Genomic DNA, 19,523 nt, shown 5'->3' with positions numbered 1-19,523 from the left:
AATTTCACGTATTTAATTAAAATATAAAACGAGTGGGATATAGAGTTCTACGCGATATCCACTTTTATCTTCTCTATAATTGGGCTTTATTTCAATCCTTGCTTTTTGCTGAGGATCATTAAACAAAAGCTCAAGGCGCTCTTTCGTGATAACTTGTGAAAGAGAGGTCTTGTGTGCATTATTTTTCTGATAAGATTGCATTCCCCAGCCATTGTCACTGATAACAATATGCAATTGATCTGCTTCCTGATTAAAAAGAATTTGCAATTGTCCACGATAATTCAAATTTTTGAAAGCATGTTCAATAGCGTTTTCAACAAAAGGCTGAATCAACATAGGGGGAATCATGACATCATCAACATCCAAGTTACCGCTCTCAATTTCAAAATCAAATACATCTTGATAGCGCATCTGCTGTAAAAGTATATAATTCTTTAATGATTTAATTTCTTGATCCAAAGAAATATACTCTTCCCTATTTAATTCGAGTATGTCACGAATTTGACGGGACAATAAGATGAGGTACTGATTTGCCTTTGCTTTTTGCTCACTACTGATCAAACCTTGCAAATTAGCTATAGCATTATAAATAAAATGGGGATTAAGCTGGTTTTGTCGGGTCTTCTGCTCTAAAATTAATTGTCTATTTTCGGCAATAATGCGCTGATTAATATTTTTCAATAGCTTTTGTTTATTCCGGTAATAAATGAAGAATGCAATGCTAAAGATCAGCGCAAATAAAATAACAAAAATCCAGCGCTGTTGGACCATAATCTTATGGTTGAATGCATTTGTTGTTTTTAAAAGCTTAATAGCCTGATCCTTTTTTTCAGTTTCATACCGTGTATTGATCTCATTTATACGTTCATTTTCAATACTTTTTGTACTATTTTTATAATCCTGATAGGCCGAATCCAAGGTAAAATAAGCCCGTTCATAATCTCCTTTTAATGCGTGTGCTACTTGTAGATTCTGGTAATAGAATAATTTATTTTGCTTGCCTTTATGTGTTTTGATAAACTGTAATCCAGCATTAAAATAATAGATCGCCGAGTCAACTTGATGATTATTCAAGAAATTTTTTGCCAAATTCGCATACGCATAGGCATTGAGTGCCTTGCTTGAAGATAAATAATTAAAATATTTTTGGGATGCCTCTACCGCTTTTCGACTATTCCCTATGCTAAAGAAATACTGCGCCTGTAAATTATACATGCGCATAATGATAGCAGAATCCGCCGTTTTATTTGCGTAATATTTGCAGCTGTCCAGTGTTGCTTTTAGCTTCTCAAAATCATGCAATTCAATATACTGCATAAATTTGATCTCCTGATACGCTTGCGCAACACGGGCATCGGATCTATTGGGATGATAATGATACCAGGACTCGTTATCTTTGAGCGCCTGGTTATAGTCAGCTCGACGATAATTTGCATTAGCCAATAGATTGAAAAAAAGAAAGCTAAACCTACTCTTATTTTCTAACGCATATTCTTTAGCATCGATAATTTGTTCCATGATGCCAATAGTAGTCACATCATTAAAACTAAAATTAGCCCTTATTTTAAAGTAATCCTTCAGAACAAGCAAATCCGGAGACAGTTTTCTCCCATCAAGGTTTTTCAGCGCGATTTCTATTGAATCTATGTTATCGTCCAACAAATAGTTGTACGCCAAAAAAATCCAATTATAACCAGAATTATTAAAATACTTATCCTGAGCAAACTCCGCTATCTTCTTTGCTATAATAGATTGATCCCTAAAATCTTGTAAAGCGAGAAATTTTAATAACGTATCCTGATAGGTTAAATCAAGTGAGTTATCTTCGATATGCGTATTATTTTTAGACGCCTGTTGGTCACTTTGATGACAAGAGAGTAACTGTGCCATGAGCACGAGAGATAAAAAACAAAAAGTAAATCTTGTCAAATTTCGTATCATCAGAATATAACTATCTGTTTAAATTTACATGAAGGTGCCTATATTTTTCCATAACCTCGTTCATTAACTATGATAAGCTTTCACCGGATGTAAACAGCTATTAAAGAAATATGCAAGATGCTGTCCATATCATGTTATCAATTGTCGAATATCGGAATATTATCAAAAAAACAAGATATACTTTCAAAAGTATTTAACCCGGCTGATACTTATGCTAATATTCTTCTCCAATAAAAACACCGGTCGCAATTATGGAACTCAGCTATAGTTAATTTCCTTTTACTCCCCACAAACATACAAATTGGTCAAACAACGAAAACTTCATATTTAATAATCGCAGTATATGACTCAATATTTGCATCAATAAAGAGAATTTCGTGTTTTTTCATCAAAATGTGTAACGAAATATCCCTATCGCATACCTATACTATGGAGCATCACGCTAAAACGTCATATGGTAAATAATCTAATCTTAACTTACATAAACTGGAATATAGATAGTGATATCTTTGTTATTCCAATTATTGAACACCCTATTCGCTGGTACGGACTATTTTGGTTATTGGGCATTGTATTATGCTATAAGATACTAGGTTCATTATTTAAGAAAGAAGGTCGGCCAACCGAGTTCTTAGATCAGCTAACCATTTATATCGTTTTAGGTACTGTTATTGGCGCTAGATTGGGGCACGTATTGTTTTACGACCCCAGTTATTACCTAGATCATCCCTTAAAAATAATGGCCATTTGGGAAGGTGGGCTGGCAAGCCATGGCGGAGGTATAGGTATCCTGATTGCGATCTATTTATTTGCAAAAAAACAGCAGCTTCCTTTTCTTTGGGTTGCAGATCGGATTGCTTTGGTCGTCCCTTTAGCAGGGGCTTGCATTCGCCTGGGCAACTTAATGAACTCTGAAATGATCGGCACCGCAAGTAGTTTACCATGGGCCTTTGTGTTTACCCATATCGATACGATACCCCGGCATCCGGCACAGCTTTATGAAGCATTATTTTGTCTCCTATTATTCGTATTGTTATATCGTTTGTGGAAAGAAAAAGAGCTTAGACGTAAAAATGGAAACTATTTCGCCTTGCTTTTGGTTTTGCTATTTTCGTTCCGGTTTTTGGATGAGTTTTTGAAAATCAATCAAGAGCATTTTGAAGACTCCCTATTCATCAATATGGGACAGCTACTTAGCATACCATTTATTATTATTGGAGCTGGTCTATTTATTTTCAACCGTTTTCAAGAAAGAATACCAAAACTAAAGTAAGGGGATGCGCAGTACTTCCAAAAATCATCACCTATGCCATGGTCACCAGGAACAGAAATTTTATCATGATTTTTTTAATAAGCCATGTTGAAAAGCATATTTTACTAATTCCGCAGTGTTCTTCACCCTTGTTTTATCAATCAAGTTCTGCCGATATCCTTCAACCGTACGCTTACTCAAAAAGATTTTATCTGCAATTTCTAGATTTGTAAAACCGTCCGCGATCAATTCCAATACGTCTAGCTCACGTTCGCTTATTTCCAAATCTAGGATAGTATTCGAGCCCACATCCGTATAAACTTGACCCGAAGAAACTTGTTCAAGTAAGGCTAAGCTAATTTCTTCACTCATATACCGCCCACCCTGAGCGACATGCTTTAATCCAAAAAGTAATTCATTATAACCTACATTTTTCAACAGGTAGCCTGAAAGACCATGCTCAAACCCTTCAACCACATAATGAATTTGACTAAGCATGGATAATATCACAACTTTGACCAGCGGATATTTTTGACTGATGATTTTTAAGAGCTCCATCCCGTCCATATGCTCCATACTTATATCAGTTAAGACAATATCGGGAGCTAGACCATTCGCCAATTTAGACAGGGCTTCCGTACCATCAGATGCCTCGCCTATCACTGCAAATTCTCCATCGGATTCTAAAAGTAGTTTAATACCATTCCGTACGACCATGTGATCTTCAACCAATAGTATTTTAACCGTATTCATCTTCTTTAGCATTTAAATATAAACTTTCAATTCTATTTTCTTCCAACCATATACGACAATGATGGTGTATTGTATTTTCCGATTTGGAATAAAAAAGAAACAGACTGCATAAACAAAATAAAGATACGAATTTCTATTCACTGTACTATTGATATCATGAGTCCATATTAAACAACCTCTAGGATCACTAACAGATCAAAAAGTAGGTATTGCTAATGACCGACAACTGCTATCATTTATCGATAAAGAGAAAACCCATGAGAAAAGGAACAATATTTGCACGCTATTAAATCAAGCTATACATGATATCGCTTTAATCAACACTTAATTTTTGATATGTTATGATTTGTTCAGATAAAGATATTTTAGCCGTTCTCTCTTCTTCATTGGATGCTTGCGCAATTTATGATAGCGCAGATCTCCGTATTTCTTATGCAAGCACTAACATGTTAAAATTGTGGAATTGTGATCACAGTGCGATTGGGCAATATCTTGAGAATTGTCTTCAACAAGAAGAATTAACGTCTTATATCCCCCTCTTGAAAAACGTTTGGGGAAATGAAAATACGCAGCTGATCGACAAGATAAAGATCAAACTCAAAACCGAACAACAGTCTTCACTCCGATATACGCACACGTTTGAATATCATCCGCTCATCAATGAAAAGGGTGAAATTTATGCCATATTTAATCAAATTAGACTGATACCTGAAAATGAAGACGACACCCCACAAACGCAAGAAAAAAACACCATTGAACGAAAACTGCTACAAGATTTATTAACTCAAAAGTATACAGTAGCAGGAACCCCCTACAAAATCCCTACGAATAATTACACCTTATCACCTAAACATACCGAAGATCTCAATGAAAAGCTTAAGGATGCACTCAAGAAAATCATAGAAAGTGAAGAACATTACCATTTTGCCTTACAGTCTGCTGAGATGGGTACATGGAATTTAAATTGTAAAAATTATATGGTCAATTGGGATGAACGGACTCGAGAACTCTTTGGTTTTGCGAAAGGTGAATATGTTCCATACAATGAGGTGCTAAAATATATTCATCCAGAAGATAGGAATAGAATCGATCAAGAAGTCAAAAAATCACTGACTTACCAAAACAAAGGTGTATATGACGTACAATTTAGAACCATTGGAGCACAAGATCTTCAATTACGGTGGTTGCACTGTAAAGGAAGAGTATACTTTGACCAAGACCAACAACCCGAATGGTTTGCAGGCACCGCTATAGATATTACCATCCAGCATCAAGAGCATGAAAAACTTGAAGCTATTAATCAACTTATCGCCAAAAGAGATCAACAGTTTAGAATGATCGTAGAAGCCGCCGGCATCGGTATCTTTTCTATTGACATGGAAACCAAGAAAATGGAACTCAATGATCGTTGCCGTGAATTATTTGGCTTCGATCAGTATGACAACATAAAAGAATCCGACTTTTTCGACCAAATTCTGCCTCAGTATAGAAACATCATTCATCATGTTTTTCAAGAAGTAACGCTCAAACAATCCCCTTTTGATTGTCAATGTGAAATAAAAGATAAAAAAACGGGTAAGATAAAATGGTTAAGGTCAATAGGCGGAAGTCAATTGGAATCGGATACGACAAGACACATGATCTACGGCGCTATAATAGACAGCACCAATGACAAGGAAGAAGAAAGGAAAAAACTAGACTTTATTAGTATCGCAAGTCATGAACTCAAAACACCTTTAACCTCACTCATTGCCTATATCCAATTACTACAAGCCAAAGAAGGTACACTGAGCAGCGAGAAGCGCATGCAATATCTCCACCAATCTAATGAGCAAGCAACGCGCATGCGCGGTTTAATCGACGGCTTTTTAAATGTTACTCAATTAAATGAGGGTAAGTTAGTACTTCGCAAAAAGACATTTAACGTTTGTTCTTTACTCGATTATATTCAAAATATCTATTCTTTAAAATCTGTAAAGCACTTCATTCATTATTCAGGAGCAATAGATTCGAATTTGGAGATTATCGCCGATCGTGATAAAATCGAACAAGTGTTAATCAACTTCATGGATAATGCCATTAAATATTCGCCCAGTAATTCAACAATTACCATGCATGTGGCCATACATTCAGGTTATTTTGAAGTCGAGATCAAAGACCAAGGAAAAGGCATCAATCATAAGGATCAGAAACAAATATTCAATAAATTCTATCGTGTAAATGACGATGCGGATCGTTATGCTTCGGGATTTGGCATAGGACTGTTTATTTGCAAAGAAATTATTCAAAAACATCAAGGAGAAATTGGTGTCGACAGCCAGATCGGCCAAGGGTCAACCTTTTGGTTTAAAATTCCGGTCAGTGTATAAATAACAGCGCTAATTACCACCAATAAAATTTCCGATAGCAAAAAAAGCAACAGTTGCGAATCAAATCACAACTGTTGCTGAAATATGAATTCGTCACCTATTTCTTTTTCAAATCGGCTCCGGCAATATCTTCCCATCGATAATAATGGAATGTTTTATCGTCACTCATAACAACAAACAAGCCATGTTTGAAGGTTTCATTTAAATTAAAAGAGGTAGTTTCTGAACCATCACTTTGTGTTGCCATAACCGGCACAGTCTTCAGATATTTATGTTCGAAAGGATTGCTTTTGGTTCCTTCCCGACTAAAAACCTGAAAACGATTTGCACCCTGGTCCGACACCAAGATATATCCAGTACTGTCGGTTACTTTATAAATCGAAATACCTTCATGATCTTCTTTAAAACCTGCTGTAGCAAATAATGCCAACTGTTGGTTTCCCTTTGCTGGATCCGCATAGTATTGTTTTACGCCAACCTGTTCGTCCGAATAGTAAATATATCCAAGCTCATTGTCCACCGCTATTGCCTCAATCTCTTTCTTTCCACTAAATGAACCAAATTTACGAACCAATGTAGCTTTTACTGAACCAGAACCATTATCTTCCAATAAATATTGTCCCAAATAGCCTTCTTTTGGTCCATTTTTTCGCCCAACAATAGCATAGATCTCTCCTTTTGGAGAAGTATATAGGGCAATCCCCATCAGATCCCTAAATTCAGGTTCAGTTTCACCAACAAACATATCTAATCCTCCTTGATCGATCGGCTTCATGTCAGGTAGTGAAAAAATACGCAATTTATGGGTCATACGCTCTGTTGTGACAGCGATATCAACAGGTTTCCCCTCCAATACCAAACCGTAAGCTACATCGACATTGTTTGGCCGTTTTAAATTGGAAACCACTTTTTCTTTGACCGTTTTACCCTGTAAATCGTACACGAATAAAGCTCCATCGGCATCTTTATCCGTTGCTATAATCAGACTCTTGCTCGGATCGTTCTTATTGATCCAAATTGCAGGATCATCCGAATCATAGCGTACAGCATCGGTCACAATAACAGGTTTAACTGAGTTTACCGTATTTGTTTGCGCATTTTTGCATGCTATTTGAAGCAGGGTTGATGCTCCCAAAGTTAGTGTTAGTATTGTTTTTAAATTTGTCATTATATGAAGTAAATTAGAATTTGGAACCAAATGCCCCAACATAAGCTGCAGGCTGAGGAGAATTATATGTTAGGCCGTTTGACATCACCAGGCCGCTCGTAAAATGGGGTTTAAAAGCCAAAGTACCGGCCTTTAATGCAGGTGAATTCCCCTGAAGATGAAAATCCCAGCTTGAATCAAATACGTAATTGTCAACTGATGTTTCTAAAGGATAAGAAACAAATTTAGGATTATTCTCCCCTGCAACTTTACCTCTAACATCATTACTACCGCCTACAATATCATTTTTACCGACCTGAAACTGATCTACAGTCAATTGACCGTAACCATAATACCAATTATTACCTGACACAGAACGGCTATCTTCTGGTTTTTTAGGATCACGCTTGACTCCAAACCGTGTATTGGCAAAAAGATTATTATAAATTTCTGCTCTGACAGACGCTTCTAACCATATGGAGCCTCCTTTGGCAGTCGGTCTGCGCCACCCTGTATTGAGCATGGTATTATTATAAACAATAATATAAGCCTGAGGTGTACGGTCTCCAGAGTTGGATAGTTTTAATGCATTGGTATTTACACTATACACGAGGTTATAAGCAACATCTGCAAGACATCCTGATTTGAAATTCATCGCTTCTCCACCTGTCACCCCATTAGAAAAGAAACGATTGTTAGCGAAAATGATTTTTCCTCCTTCAATATATGTACAGTCTTCGTGAAAATGACTTACAGTACTATTTTGAACAACTAGCTTTCCGTCTGGATTTGAGAACCACAAAGCTGGCAAAGCTTCACCAGACACTTTTTTATACAAGCCCATTTTTACAGAAGTCGACGCATCCGATGTAATTGCACCGCCATATTCAATGACGGTATTGTCCAAAACAAGTTCCTGGCAACTTGGAGCGGCTAAAATTCCTCCCCATAACTTGCCAAATTCATTCGTCTTCGTCTTATACCCATCTTCAACCGTAAACTTTACAGGATTTTCGACTGTACCGAGTGCATACAAATTACCCAAAACAACAATTTCAGGCTTATTGACGGAATCCATCAATACGGTTACACCTTCCTCAATCGTCAGGCTCTTACCTTCGGGAATAATAATATCTCCCTTGATATGCTGCACACTCCCTTTGCTCCACACACCGGATACCTCACCTATAGCACTTCCATCAGCATCAGAAGTATCAACATCTATATTTGCTTTTTCACAGGCACTTAGCACCACAATAAAAAACGCTAGAAACGATAAAATACATTTATTTTTCATCTGTATATATTTAATTTTTAATGATGAAGCAGATTTCACTTATCCAAAACATTGGCTTTCCAAAAAAGTGAAAGCTTCACCGAAACAAACTGTTGTTATTTCACGTCGCACATGTTCAGATTAAAACATGCCCTGTTTTACGCGGGTCTATTATTTACTAAACGAATAACGTAAACCAAGGATATAGTTCTGTCCATATAAATCCTTTCTAATCAATGTATTTCCGCCTTCGACAAGCTTTTCGGCGATTTTCTCATTTTCGGGATTTGTTCCTTTCACATACAATTCCATTGGTGTATTCAAGATGTTGTTAGCTTTGGCAAAAATGGCCCAGCCAGCTTTAAATTTCTTCTCAATAGAAGCATCTAACTGAACAAATCCTTTTTGCCATAAATCATCGTTCAAAAATTGCGACACTGTATTGATTCGTGAGCCGGTATAAGATCCAGCTAGCTGTCCTTCCCAGCCATTATTAGCATCTTTGTAAAGTAGTGATAGATTGGCCACATGTGCAGCTTGCCCATATAGCGGCCTCGTTTGATCCACGATAATCGCTTCAGGGTCCTGTGTGGTTTCATTGATTCGACGTGACATCTTGGCGGTCGTTATACGTGAATGTGTATAGGTATAATTGGCCTTAACACCAAATTTTTGGATATACTTGATATAATCAACCTCGAGACCAAAGTTGTTGGCGTTACCAAAATTACCGGGGGTGTAGTATACATCCTGCTTACGAACCTCATCCGGTTGAAAGGTATATTCAATTGGGTTTTTGATTTTCTTGTAAAACATACCCACAAGAAATTGAGAGGAAGCTTCAGGGAATAATTCATACCTTAAATCGAAGTTATCTGCTAAGGCATGTTTTAAATCTGGGTTTCCTTTTTCTAAAAACTCTTCATTAACCACACTTGAGGGTACAATTTCATAAAATCCAGGTCGGTTTAACGCTCGATAATAGGCCGCATGAAGCTGTTGTTTTTCGTCCAAATGATATTTCATGGTCAAACTTGGCAGCCACTCTGTATAAATTTGAGATCCTTCTGGTCTTTTTTCTCCTGCAGGAAACAATAATTTATAATTCTGATTGGTATGCTCCATCCGGATCCCTCCGATCATCTGCCATTTGTCATTCTCATAATTGAACATGCCATACAATGCTGTTGTCTTCTCACCGGCGTCGTAAGTTAATGGATTTGCGACAGCTCCAGTAGGATTGGTAACAGTCAAAGTGAGATCGGTATAGCGCTGAAAATCCACGCCGTATTTATACTTTGCCTCTTCTGCCGAAGCTGGTGATAAGTTGTAGTTATTGTAAAAACTACTACGCTGTTTATCACGATACAAACCTCCGGTCGATAGCTCCAGCTTACTGTTTTCCATTGGAACTTTATAAGCTACATCCCAATAGCCTGCATGATCATTATCGGTATTCCGCTCCCAACGATAGGTTACAGGAGATTTATTCACGAGAGAAGTCCTTTTACGTTCAAAATTTTCTTCTACTCCATCCAAACTGATCATCGTATTTTGTGGCAATTGATTGCGCGCTGAAGAAAGCACACCTGACCAACGGACATTCAGACGATTATCTAAAAAATGATGATCCCCCTGTAGCGTACCATTGTAGATCTGTTGCTGTGTTTTTCGGCTTCTTGTCACATAGGTCAGTTCGGCTTTACCAATACTGGGATCATACTGGCCATTATATATCGTATTTACAGCATCACGCAATTGCATGTTATTTAAATTCACATACATTTGATAAAAGCTAATCCGATGATTTGGATTAAATCGATAGTCGATCTTGTTATGCAAACCTAAGCGTTGTTGCTGTTCATCATATTGACGATCGCTCTGCTCAGTAATTACTGCATTGGGATTTACGCCAACGACAGCCGATTTGTAGAAAATAGAACGACTACCTCGATGTAAATTTTGATAGCTCGCGCCCAAAATAACGCCCAATTTATCATCCAAATACCGATTTCCTATTGTCAGATTGCCGACAAGGTCTGGAAGGGGTTTTTTATAGGTGTAATCTAACGCACCCTTATTAAAATCAGCAGCGGTTGCATTGTAATTCTTCCCATTCAGTTCGTAGGGAGATTTTGCCGAAGTTCCGCCTGTTGAAAAGCTTCCAAAATCACGATTAAAATAACGTTGACTGTAACCTGTTGCCAAATTTGCCTGCAGCAATAATTTAGTCGGTGCCGATTTCATAACCATATTGACAACTCCACCCACCGCATCGGCTTCCATATTTGGTGTTAGCGACTTGTAGACTTCTAAGCGTTCCAACATATCTGAAGGAAATAAATCCAAAGGCACATAACGGTATTTATTATCCGGACTTGGAACCTTTACACCATTCACTAAAGTGGTATTGTAACGTTTGTCCATCCCCCTCAGAATAGCATATTGTCCCTCGCCATTCGAATTTCTTTCTATAGATACACCCGAAACACGCTGTACAACATTCGCAACGGTGATATCCGGAGAAATCTCTATTGCACGCGCCGAAACAACATTCATAATTTGTGACGCATTCTTTTCCAAACGCCTTGCACTAGGATCATCATCCCCCCCATTCCGGCGTCCTTTTATGGTTACTTCCATTAATGTCTGTTCGGTAGACGTCAGCTGAAAAATAAAATGAGGAGTATTTTCTATTTGAATTTCGATTTCTTTAATTAATTCGGCATAGGCCATATGCTTGATATGAACCCTATCCACACCTGCAGATAATCCTTTGAATTCAAACGAACCATCCAATTGTGTTTTGGTCGATAGCCCACGCTGTTCCAAGAATACTGTTGCACCAGCAATAGCTTCACCAGTTTGACCATCCAATACCTTACCTTTGATTTTGGTCGCATAAGCAGCGCTGACCGAAATACTGGAGGCAAGTAATACCGTTAAAAAGTTTTTCATTTTGCTTAGATTATTATGAATCTTTGATTGTTGTCGCAAAGATGGCAGCCAATTTTAATCACACAAAATATCTAGCGTTACAACAAGGAAACAAGGTAAAAAGAGCACTATACAGCAAGGAAACAGATAGATCTAAAACACTATCAAACAGCAACTTAAAAACAAATTACACGCCATTAACATTCTATTACTCCTGTGTTAAAAAATTATGAAATACCAACGAGATAACCCGCTAGATCATCTCCTTGTTCCAATCTTAATTTTTTTCGCAATCGATGTCTGGCAACACGAAGGCTATCTTGTGATATGCCCAATAGGACGGCAATCTCGATATTATTCAAATTTATTTTAAGCAATGCTATTAATCGCATATCTGCGGCCGTCAAATCTGGAAATCGTTGAATAAGTTTTTCAAAAAAGCTGTGATGCACCTTTTCGAAAGTTCCCATAAATTCTTTCCAATGGATGCCCTGTGTGATATTTTCATTGATCTGCAACACCAACTTCTGCATTTGTCGTTTTTGATCCCTGCGTTCGTCCTTAACCATTCCCTTTAATTCATCACGAAGTTCTTCCAAAAATTGATTGTTACGGATTAGATTTAAGGTATGGGATGTCAATTCTTTCTGCTTGATCGACAGCTCCTGTTTGAGCTGCTTATCTTCAAGCAACTGGTTTTTAAGGGCTACTTCAGTCAACTCACGTTCGGCCTCCTGTTTTCGCGATTCAGTAATCTGATTTTTGATCTTAATTTTCTGACGACTATGCAATACATAGGATAATACAATTAACAAAATTAAAACCACGATTGTTCCCCACAGCATGATTAAGTTAATTCTTTTTGTTACCTGCAATTTTTCAATCTCCTCAGCTTTTTGATTCATATCGTAGAGCGCCTGAAAAAAAGCGGTATGTCGAGCACCATCTACGCTATACAGTTCAAGCACCAGCTTACGGCTCTTTTCGGCATAAAAATATGCGCTATCCATTTGGCCACGCAAGGCGTATGTTCTACTCAAATCTTTTGTCGTAGCAGCCATTTGATACACATCACCCAAATTTTCCGCCATCTGATAGGCCAATTGCGTGAGTTTGATACTTTCTGGATATTTATTGGTCTTTCTAAAAATATCGCCCATATTATTTATGACCACAATTTTTCCATAATTGTCTTTTGTTTCCGTATAGAGGGTACTTGCTTTTTCAAAATGAAAAAAAGCGCTGTCATACCTTGCAAGATCTTCATAAATACTGCCCAAATTTTCATGGATCTTGGCTTCTCCATTTTTATTACCCGCACTGCTATAAATGGACAAAGCAAGATGCTGGTAGACAAAGGCGGAGTCGTAGTTAGCTTCCTTTTCAAATAAATGACCTATATTCCCTAATGTACCTGCCTCTCCATTTTTATCCCCCTCTGTTCGGAAAGAATGTAGCGCCTTGTTAAAATAAACTTTCGCTACATCATGTTGTTTGTTGAAAATATTGAGCTCCCCGATATCACTCCAATTCGAAGCAAGATGCTGTTTTGAATTTAATTGCGTATAGATTCGATCGGCTTGAAAATAGTAGTCCTGCGCCTGTCCATAATGTCCCTGATTGACACATAACCATCCAATCGCCTGTAAACAATTGGCTTGTAATAATAAGTCTTTATCCGTAACAGCTTTTGCATAACGTTTTTTGACGAGCATAATTGCAGAATCAGGATGGTTTTGACTTAATCCTCTAATATCCTTAAAGGATTCAACCTGCGCAGTACCCGGGTGACACAAAAAAAGCTGTATAAAAAAAAGTAGAAACAAAATAATTTTATCAGAAATCCTCATATTTAACGTAAATAATCGAATTGCAAATGTACATGAAACATGTTAACACAATATTAAATCACATAAAGCAATACGAGTTTTAACATAAGGAAGGCTGACTTATTTTTATCCGCCAAGCTCAACGATATACTATTAAAAAAGCCCTTTTATTGACGATACACATCAATAAAAGGGCTTGAAAATAGACAATCCCAAAACCGGTTAATTACCCGATTTCAATTCAATGAGCGGAGTGATCCGTTCTAATATATCAAATGCCACCTCTGCCATTTTATTACCTTTATTGTCCAATAACGGATTAACTTCAACAATTTCAAAACAAATTACCTTTCCAGATCGGATGATCTCTTCTAAAATCAACACAATCTCCCTTGGCAAAAAACCCTTAGGTACTGGTGTTCCCGTGCCATCCGAGATCAATTCACTATCCATGCTATCTACATCAAAAGAGATATAAACCATATCACATGCTTCTAGGATTTTCAATGCTTCAGCCACACAATCGGTTATTCCCCGCTGTCTCGTATCTTCCACACGATAGTTCTTAATGCCAAGTCGTTCAATGACCAGATCTTCCGGTTCTTCCGTATCCCTTACACCAAAATAAATCAAATGATTGGATTGTATTTTACCTACTGGGCCAGCTATTCGTTTTAGTTTATTCCAAAATTCTTGTGTCGATTCGTCTATTTCATTGATTTTGCATGGCAAATTATCCTCATTCAACATCGCCGCTAAAGGCATTCCATGCATATTGCCTGAGGGTGTTGTGTGCGGAGAATGAATATCGGCATGCGCATCTACCCAGATTACACCGAGTTGCTTATCGGGATAAGCGGACTTTATACCACTGATCGTCCCCATTGCGGAGGAATGATCCCCCGAAAACACCAATGGAAAATTGCCGGAAGATAAGCTATCTTCAACGGTGGAAGCTACTTGTTTGCATTGTTCATAAATCTGCTGAATATGTTTCGCAAAAGGATGATTATCATTCTGATAAATGGAGCTATTTCGAGTCGGCACATCAACAAATGGATAGTTAATGAAATATTGACTTCCTTTATTAATTGCAGCTATCTCGATGGCGTCGATGCCTAGATCTGAACCCCTAGTCCCTGCTCCTATATCCGATCTGTTTTTGATCAATTCAATCATTTTCTCCATACACTATTTCAAATTAGTCAACGATCGCTCAATAATCCCTAAGCAAGTCTCGACTTGCTCTTTTGTAATAACCAGCGGCGGAGCCAATCGAATTTTGTTACCATGTGTAGGCTTCGCTAAAAGTCCATTTTCTTTAAATTTGAGACAGATATTCCAGGCCAAATCACTTTCTTCATCCGCATCAATTACAATGGCAGTCAAGAGCCCCTTTCCTCGCACTTCTGTAATTAACGTGCACTTAGCGGCAATCTGACGCAATCCATCCAAAAACAATGCCCCCATCTGAAACGCCCGTTGCGTCAAATTTTCATCCCGTACAACATTTAACGCTTCCATAGCCACTGCACAGGCCAACGGGTTTCCACCATAAGTCGAACCATGTTCGCCCGGTTTAATACACAACATAATGGAATCATTTGCCAACACTGCCGATACCGGCAATACACCTCCCGATAACGCTTTCCCTAAAATCAGAACATCTGGTTTGCTTTGACTCTGCGCAGCATCAATATCATAGGATGCCAACATACTTCCCGTCCGAGCAATACCGGTTTGGATTTCGTCTGCAATAAACAATACATTGTATTTTGTACATAACTGTCTCACACGCATCAGATAATTCTCATCAGGAACGACAATACCCGCTTCGCCCTGAATTGGCTCAACAATAAAGCCAGCAATATTTTCATCTGCTTTGAATAACTGTTCTAGCGCATCAACATCATTATAGGGAACGAGTACTATGCCATCTAAAAAGGGACCAAATTCATGTGTTGCAGTACGATCATTGGATGCCGATATAACGGAGATTGTCCTACCATGGAAATTGTCTTTGGCAAAAACAATTTTCGCTTGATTGGCTGCTACACCTTTCACCTGATAGGCCCATTTACGACAAAGCTTCATTGCCGTTTCTACCGCTTCAACTCCCGAATTCATCACCAAAGCCTTATCAAACCCAAATAACTGACAAAGCATTTCTTCAAAATCGCCCAATTTATTATTATAAAACGCTCTCGATGTAAGTGTCAATTTCGCAGCTTGCTCTTTTAAAGCATCTATAATTCGCGGATGGCAGTGTCCCTGATTGACAGCAGAATATGCAGACAAGAAATCAAAATAAGATTTTCCATCAACATCCCACACCATGACTCCTTCAGCTCTTTCCAATACGACTGGAAGAGGATGGTAATTGTGCGCTCCATATTTTTCTTCTTTGGCAATGAACATCTCGCCCTTACCATGTTTAGCTACTGTACTCATAATTCAGATTTTTTCTAATAATAACAAATATACAATATTTACTTTTTTATTGACTGAAAAATAAAATTTAACACTAAATTAGCATAGAAATATTAAAATTAACTTTTAAACCACTTTCTACAATGAATAATATCGATGATTTTGATTTACAAATTTTAAAATATTTAGACGAAGATGGACGAATGGCCTACTCTGCAATAGCAACAGCTATGGGCGTATCCAATACGATGATCCATCAACGAATCAACCGATTGACAGAACAAGGAATACTGGCCGGTATAAAGCCTGTATTAAATGAAAAAAAGCTAGGCTATGATTGGGGTGCTTTTACAGGGCTAAGTTTAGAAAAAGATCATGACTCGAGCCGAATTATTGAAGAACTTAAGAAAATACCAGAAGTTACAGAATGCTATTACATTACGGGCAATTACACGCTATATGTAAAAATTATTGCTAAGAACCACGAACATATGCGACAATTGCTTTATGAAAAAATCGATAGCATTCCAGGAATTGCAAAAACAGATTCCCTTATTGAATTAGGCTGTGCCTTCAAGCGAAATATTATATTCTAGAACAAGGCAACAACCGACGGGATCCTGAATATGATTTTTCAGGGTCTCCACGTTATTTACCGATATTTGCCAACTCTTCTTCCGTCCAATAGATCAATTCGCGCAAAACATACACATTTTCATAACTTCCCAATCCATCGATATAATCCCACAAATCACCTTCAACTTTCACAGGTCTTCCATGATGAAGTATGTCATATCCATTGTCCAACCAATTTTGTATCTGCTCTTTATCCATCGTTATCAAAACTTATTGTTAATTATCTTTAAAATGACTATATCAAATATAATGTATTTTACGATGGCTACCCACATCTGTCTAAAAGAAACTCAAATTTCAACAACTTTTTGACATAGCCTTTATCACAATTTAATAAGTTCTCGCGCTAATTGACAAATTTTAAAAAGAAAAAAAGTATATTCGTATAACATCAAATATCATTGTTATGGCAGATTTTTTCTACGTTGGATACGGAGGTGAAGACGAATTACTCGAACTGGTGGCTGTATCTACTATTCAATCCCTCCTCTATTTTCAGGACGCCGATCAAGAGGATTTTACGACAATAAAAACCGCTATTGATCAAAATTTTATCGTCGAAGAAGACTTGATTACCGTCGCAGACACCCTCCGATTGGATCAATCTATTGTTCGCTTTACTCCTGGCAAGCCTAATTATAAAGATTAATTGCATGCTCAATCATCTCGGCAAATAACGCTCAGTAAAGCAATTAATACAAGATAATTAGTAAAGAAAAGAAGTAAGGAAATAATGAAGGTAGTTTTAATAGGCGGTTCTGGCGCTACAGGAAGGGCGCTCGTTCAATTGATGTTAAAATCTAAGGAAATTACGGAAATCGTAGTGCTTTTAAGACGTGTCTCGTTTGAGGAGCACATTAAATTGAAACAGGTTATCGTAGATTTCGAAAATCTAACGGATTTTGAGCAAGTGATACAGGGCAATGTCGCAATTTCCTGCCTTGGCACCACATTAAAAGACGCAGGCAGTAAAGATGCACAATGGAAAATAGATCATGATCTTAATTTGCAATTTGCGGCATTGGCTAAAAAAAATGGTTTTCCTACCTTTCTCTTATTATCGGCTGTTCTTGCGGATCCTGCATCAAAAATTTTTTATAACCGCATGAAAGGAAGCCTTGAACAGGATGTTAAGGCACTTGATTTCAATCGGCTTATTATTTTCCAGCCTGGAGGACTAATCCGACCAAATACAGATCGCTTGGGTGAAAAAACAGCTATAGCTGCCCTTCGTATCTTTAATACAATAGGATTATTCAAAACATACGAGCCTCTTTCAGTAGGACAAGTTGCTATGGCAATGTTACAGGCGATCAATCACTACAAAACAGGTATCCATACAGTAACCGTGAAAGATATCCAGAAATTAGCAGCAGAAACCAGTTGAAACAAGTAAAAAAACAATTCATAATATTGAATTAACAGTAAGCTAATCCTAAGGTTGTAATTTGTGTTTTTTTAAAATAACAACCATTCAAATGAAAAAACACGTTTTATTTCTGTTTCTCCTCGTTTTTGTACATGTTTTCCCCTCTTTTGGCCAAGAAGCAAAATACATCTTTTATTTAATTGGTGATGGCATGGGCCTCAACCAGGTTAATCTCACCGAAATTCATCAAGCTGAAGTACAGCATAAAGATAATCCCATCCCACTTGTGTTTACCCAATTTCCTCATGTTGGATTTGCCTCCACACATTCACTCTCCAATGGCGTAACGGACTCAGGCGCTGGAGGTACCGCATTAGCCGTTGGAAAAAAAACCAAAAATGGCGTTATCGGTATGGATAGTACAGGAACTGTCCCCTATAAGAGTATAGCTTATGCCGCAAAGCAAAAAGGAAAGAAAGTCGGTATTATTACAAGCGTCAGCATAGACCACGCTACCCCGGCTTCATTTTATGCGCACCAAGCAGACCGCGACATGTATTATGAAATCGGTAAAGAAATTGTCACTTCCAATTTTGATTTTTTTGGCGGATCCAATTTTCTCAAACCCGAAACAACATTTGATCATAAAAAGGCGCCATCGCTTTTCCCCATATTAGAAAAAGCCGGCTATAAAGTGCTTAAAGGAAAAGATGCTTATGCACAACTACCAAATAAATCAGATAAGATCATATTGATGAATTCAGATGGCAGTCCTATAGATGCCCTTAAATATGCCATAGACCAAAAGCCAAATGATTTAAAATTGGCAGATATCACATCTGCAGCTATCACTTCACTGCATAAAAACAATACAAATGGTTTCTTTTTAATGATTGAAGGTGGAAAAATTGATTGGGCATGCCATGCAAATGATGCGGCTACAACGATCCAGGAAGTATTGGATTTCAATGCCTCCGTACAACTCGCCTATGATTTTTATAAAAAATTCCCAAATGAAACACTTATAGTCGTTACGGCGGACCATGAAACAGGAGGATTAGGTGTCGGTAATGGAAGTTCTTCGCTGAAAACAAAATTCTTGTCACACCAAAAAATCTCGCATGCAGAACTTTCGAACGCAATTGGCAACCTTCGTAAGAATAATCCAAATGCAACATGGGACGATCTCAAGAATCTCATTGCTGCTCAAACTGGTTTATTTTCCAAAATTACAATCCATGAAACTGATCGTAATGCTTTAGAAGCTGCCTATCAAAAAAGCTTTGTCGATCACCACAATGAAACCGCAAAAAGCCTTTACGCAAGCGACGACAAAATAGCCGCATTGAGTATTTCAATCTTAAATCGGATGGGATCAATAAGCTGGGCCTCTAACAACCATTCGGCCGCCTATGCACCGGTATATGCGATCGGAGTTGGCTCCGAGCAATTCAGTCAGAAAATGGATAACACAGATATACCAAAGAAAATCGCTACAGCAGCACAACTTAGTTTGGACTAAACAAAAAAAGATCCTCAAGAAATCTTGGGGATCTTTTTTATGAGCCTCTTATCGGAATCGAA

General features: G+C 37.7%; 15 protein-coding genes. 6 read left to right on the top strand and 9 right to left on the bottom strand.

Going from position 1 to position 19,523, the window contains the following annotated elements:
- Nucleotides 1-12 precede the first annotated feature (12 nt).
- Nucleotides 13-1,890: a sensor histidine kinase gene (locus tag B4N43_RS12845; RefSeq protein ID WP_286735136.1), complete on the bottom strand. Its 1,878-nt coding sequence runs from the start codon at nt 1,888-1,890 to the stop codon at nt 13-15.
- Nucleotides 1,891-2,395: 505 nt separating this feature from the next.
- Between B4N43_RS12845 and lgt the strand changes: the two genes are divergently transcribed.
- Nucleotides 2,396-3,214, top strand: a complete 819-nt coding sequence (gene lgt / locus B4N43_RS12840) for a prolipoprotein diacylglyceryl transferase (RefSeq protein ID WP_286735133.1) — start codon at nt 2,396-2,398, stop codon at nt 3,212-3,214.
- Nucleotides 3,215-3,277: 63 nt separating this feature from the next.
- Here the strand turns inward: lgt and B4N43_RS12835 are convergent, their stop codons facing one another.
- Nucleotides 3,278-3,946, bottom strand: a complete 669-nt coding sequence (locus tag B4N43_RS12835; RefSeq protein WP_286735131.1) for a response regulator — start codon at nt 3,944-3,946, stop codon at nt 3,278-3,280.
- Nucleotides 3,947-4,287: 341 nt separating this feature from the next.
- Here B4N43_RS12835 and B4N43_RS12830 point away from each other — a divergent pair, with 341 nt between their 5' ends.
- Nucleotides 4,288-6,315, top strand: coding sequence for a PAS domain-containing sensor histidine kinase (locus B4N43_RS12830; protein WP_286735129.1), 2,028 nt, complete (start codon nt 4,288-4,290; stop codon nt 6,313-6,315).
- A gap of 97 nt (nt 6,316-6,412) precedes the next feature.
- On the opposite strand, the gene B4N43_RS12825 is transcribed toward B4N43_RS12830, so the two are convergent.
- The 6 genes from B4N43_RS12825 to rocD form a co-directional block, all read right to left on the bottom strand.
- Nucleotides 6,413-7,483 carry a phytase gene (locus tag B4N43_RS12825; protein ID WP_286735126.1) on the bottom strand — a complete coding sequence of 357 codons (1,071 nt, stop codon included), beginning with the start codon at nt 7,481-7,483 and terminating at the stop codon, nt 6,413-6,415.
- Between the two features lie 13 nt (nt 7,484-7,496).
- A complete protein-coding gene (locus tag B4N43_RS12820) occupies nt 7,497-8,759 on the bottom strand; it encodes a right-handed parallel beta-helix repeat-containing protein (protein WP_286735123.1) in 1,263 nt (420 codons plus the stop codon).
- Nucleotides 8,760-8,909: 150 nt separating this feature from the next.
- Entirely contained in the window at nt 8,910-11,696 is a 2,787-nt protein-coding gene (locus B4N43_RS12815) for a TonB-dependent receptor (RefSeq protein ID WP_286735120.1), read from the bottom strand.
- A gap of 206 nt (nt 11,697-11,902) precedes the next feature.
- On the bottom strand, nt 11,903-13,525 hold the full coding sequence (locus B4N43_RS12810) for a tetratricopeptide repeat protein (protein WP_248931736.1): 1,623 nt from the start codon (nt 13,523-13,525) through the stop codon (nt 11,903-11,905).
- 201 nt (nt 13,526-13,726) lie between these two features.
- Complete coding sequence (locus B4N43_RS12805) at nt 13,727-14,692, bottom strand: arginase (protein ID WP_159726582.1); 966 nt, start codon at nt 14,690-14,692, stop codon at nt 13,727-13,729.
- Nucleotides 14,693-14,695: 3 nt separating this feature from the next.
- Complete coding sequence (gene rocD / locus B4N43_RS12800) at nt 14,696-15,955, bottom strand: ornithine--oxo-acid transaminase (RefSeq protein WP_075992741.1); 1,260 nt, start codon at nt 15,953-15,955, stop codon at nt 14,696-14,698.
- Nucleotides 15,956-16,077: 122 nt separating this feature from the next.
- On the opposite strand from rocD, the gene B4N43_RS12795 reads away from it, so the two are divergent.
- On the top strand, nt 16,078-16,530 hold the full coding sequence (locus B4N43_RS12795) for an Lrp/AsnC family transcriptional regulator (protein ID WP_075992742.1): 453 nt from the start codon (nt 16,078-16,080) through the stop codon (nt 16,528-16,530).
- Nucleotides 16,531-16,582: 52 nt separating this feature from the next.
- Here the strand turns inward: B4N43_RS12795 and B4N43_RS12790 are convergent, their stop codons facing one another.
- A complete protein-coding gene (locus tag B4N43_RS12790; RefSeq protein ID WP_046673540.1) occupies nt 16,583-16,768 on the bottom strand; it encodes a hypothetical protein in 186 nt (61 codons plus the stop codon).
- A 208-nt stretch (nt 16,769-16,976) separates the two neighbouring features.
- Between B4N43_RS12790 and B4N43_RS12785 the strand changes: the two genes are divergently transcribed.
- The 3 genes from B4N43_RS12785 to B4N43_RS12775 all read left to right on the top strand — a co-directional run bounded on the left by B4N43_RS12785 (nt 16,977) and on the right by B4N43_RS12775 (nt 19,461).
- Nucleotides 16,977-17,219 (top strand): hypothetical protein, encoded by a 243-nt coding sequence (locus B4N43_RS12785; RefSeq protein ID WP_286735117.1) that lies wholly within the window; start codon nt 16,977-16,979, stop codon nt 17,217-17,219.
- An 84-nt stretch (nt 17,220-17,303) separates the two neighbouring features.
- Nucleotides 17,304-17,957 carry an NAD(P)H-binding protein gene (locus B4N43_RS12780; RefSeq protein WP_083663642.1) on the top strand — a complete coding sequence of 218 codons (654 nt, stop codon included), beginning with the start codon at nt 17,304-17,306 and terminating at the stop codon, nt 17,955-17,957.
- A 91-nt stretch (nt 17,958-18,048) separates the two neighbouring features.
- Entirely contained in the window at nt 18,049-19,461 is a 1,413-nt protein-coding gene (locus B4N43_RS12775) for an alkaline phosphatase (protein WP_075992744.1), read from the top strand.
- The last annotated feature ends 62 nt before the right edge of the window (nt 19,462-19,523 follow it).

Source organism: Sphingobacterium sp. UBA1897 (assembly GCF_002337775.1).
Lineage (GTDB): Bacteria > Bacteroidota > Bacteroidia > Sphingobacteriales > Sphingobacteriaceae > Sphingobacterium > Sphingobacterium siyangense.
The sequence above is the reverse complement of the archived record's forward strand: the minus strand, read 5'-3'. Positions and strand labels throughout refer to the sequence as shown.

Bases quoted from the DNA above. Each gene is read 5' to 3' on its own strand.
- B4N43_RS12790 (WP_046673540.1), bottom strand. From the start codon at position 16,768: ATGGATAAAGAGCAGATACAAAATTGGTTGGACAATGGATATGACATA.
- B4N43_RS12785 (WP_286735117.1), top strand. From the start codon at position 16,977: ATGGCAGATTTTTTCTACGTTGGATACGGAGGTGAAGACGAATTACTC.
- B4N43_RS12845 (WP_286735136.1), bottom strand. From the start codon at position 1,890: ATGGCACAGTTACTCTCTTGTCATCAAAGTGACCAACAGGCGTCTAAA.
- B4N43_RS12820 (WP_286735123.1), bottom strand. From the start codon at position 8,759: ATGAAAAATAAATGTATTTTATCGTTTCTAGCGTTTTTTATTGTGGTG.
- rocD (WP_075992741.1), bottom strand. From the start codon at position 15,955: ATGAGTACAGTAGCTAAACATGGTAAGGGCGAGATGTTCATTGCCAAA.
- B4N43_RS12835 (WP_286735131.1), bottom strand. From the start codon at position 3,946: ATGAATACGGTTAAAATACTATTGGTTGAAGATCACATGGTCGTACGG.
- B4N43_RS12805 (WP_159726582.1), bottom strand. From the start codon at position 14,692: ATGGAGAAAATGATTGAATTGATCAAAAACAGATCGGATATAGGAGCA.
- lgt (WP_286735133.1), top strand. From the start codon at position 2,396: ATGGTAAATAATCTAATCTTAACTTACATAAACTGGAATATAGATAGT.
- B4N43_RS12810 (WP_248931736.1), bottom strand. From the start codon at position 13,525: ATGAGGATTTCTGATAAAATTATTTTGTTTCTACTTTTTTTTATACAG.
- B4N43_RS12825 (WP_286735126.1), bottom strand. From the start codon at position 7,483: ATGACAAATTTAAAAACAATACTAACACTAACTTTGGGAGCATCAACC.
- B4N43_RS12775 (WP_075992744.1), top strand. From the start codon at position 18,049: ATGAAAAAACACGTTTTATTTCTGTTTCTCCTCGTTTTTGTACATGTT.
- B4N43_RS12795 (WP_075992742.1), top strand. From the start codon at position 16,078: ATGAATAATATCGATGATTTTGATTTACAAATTTTAAAATATTTAGAC.
- B4N43_RS12830 (WP_286735129.1), top strand. From the start codon at position 4,288: ATGATTTGTTCAGATAAAGATATTTTAGCCGTTCTCTCTTCTTCATTG.
- B4N43_RS12815 (WP_286735120.1), bottom strand. From the start codon at position 11,696: ATGAAAAACTTTTTAACGGTATTACTTGCCTCCAGTATTTCGGTCAGC.
- B4N43_RS12780 (WP_083663642.1), top strand. From the start codon at position 17,304: ATGAAGGTAGTTTTAATAGGCGGTTCTGGCGCTACAGGAAGGGCGCTC.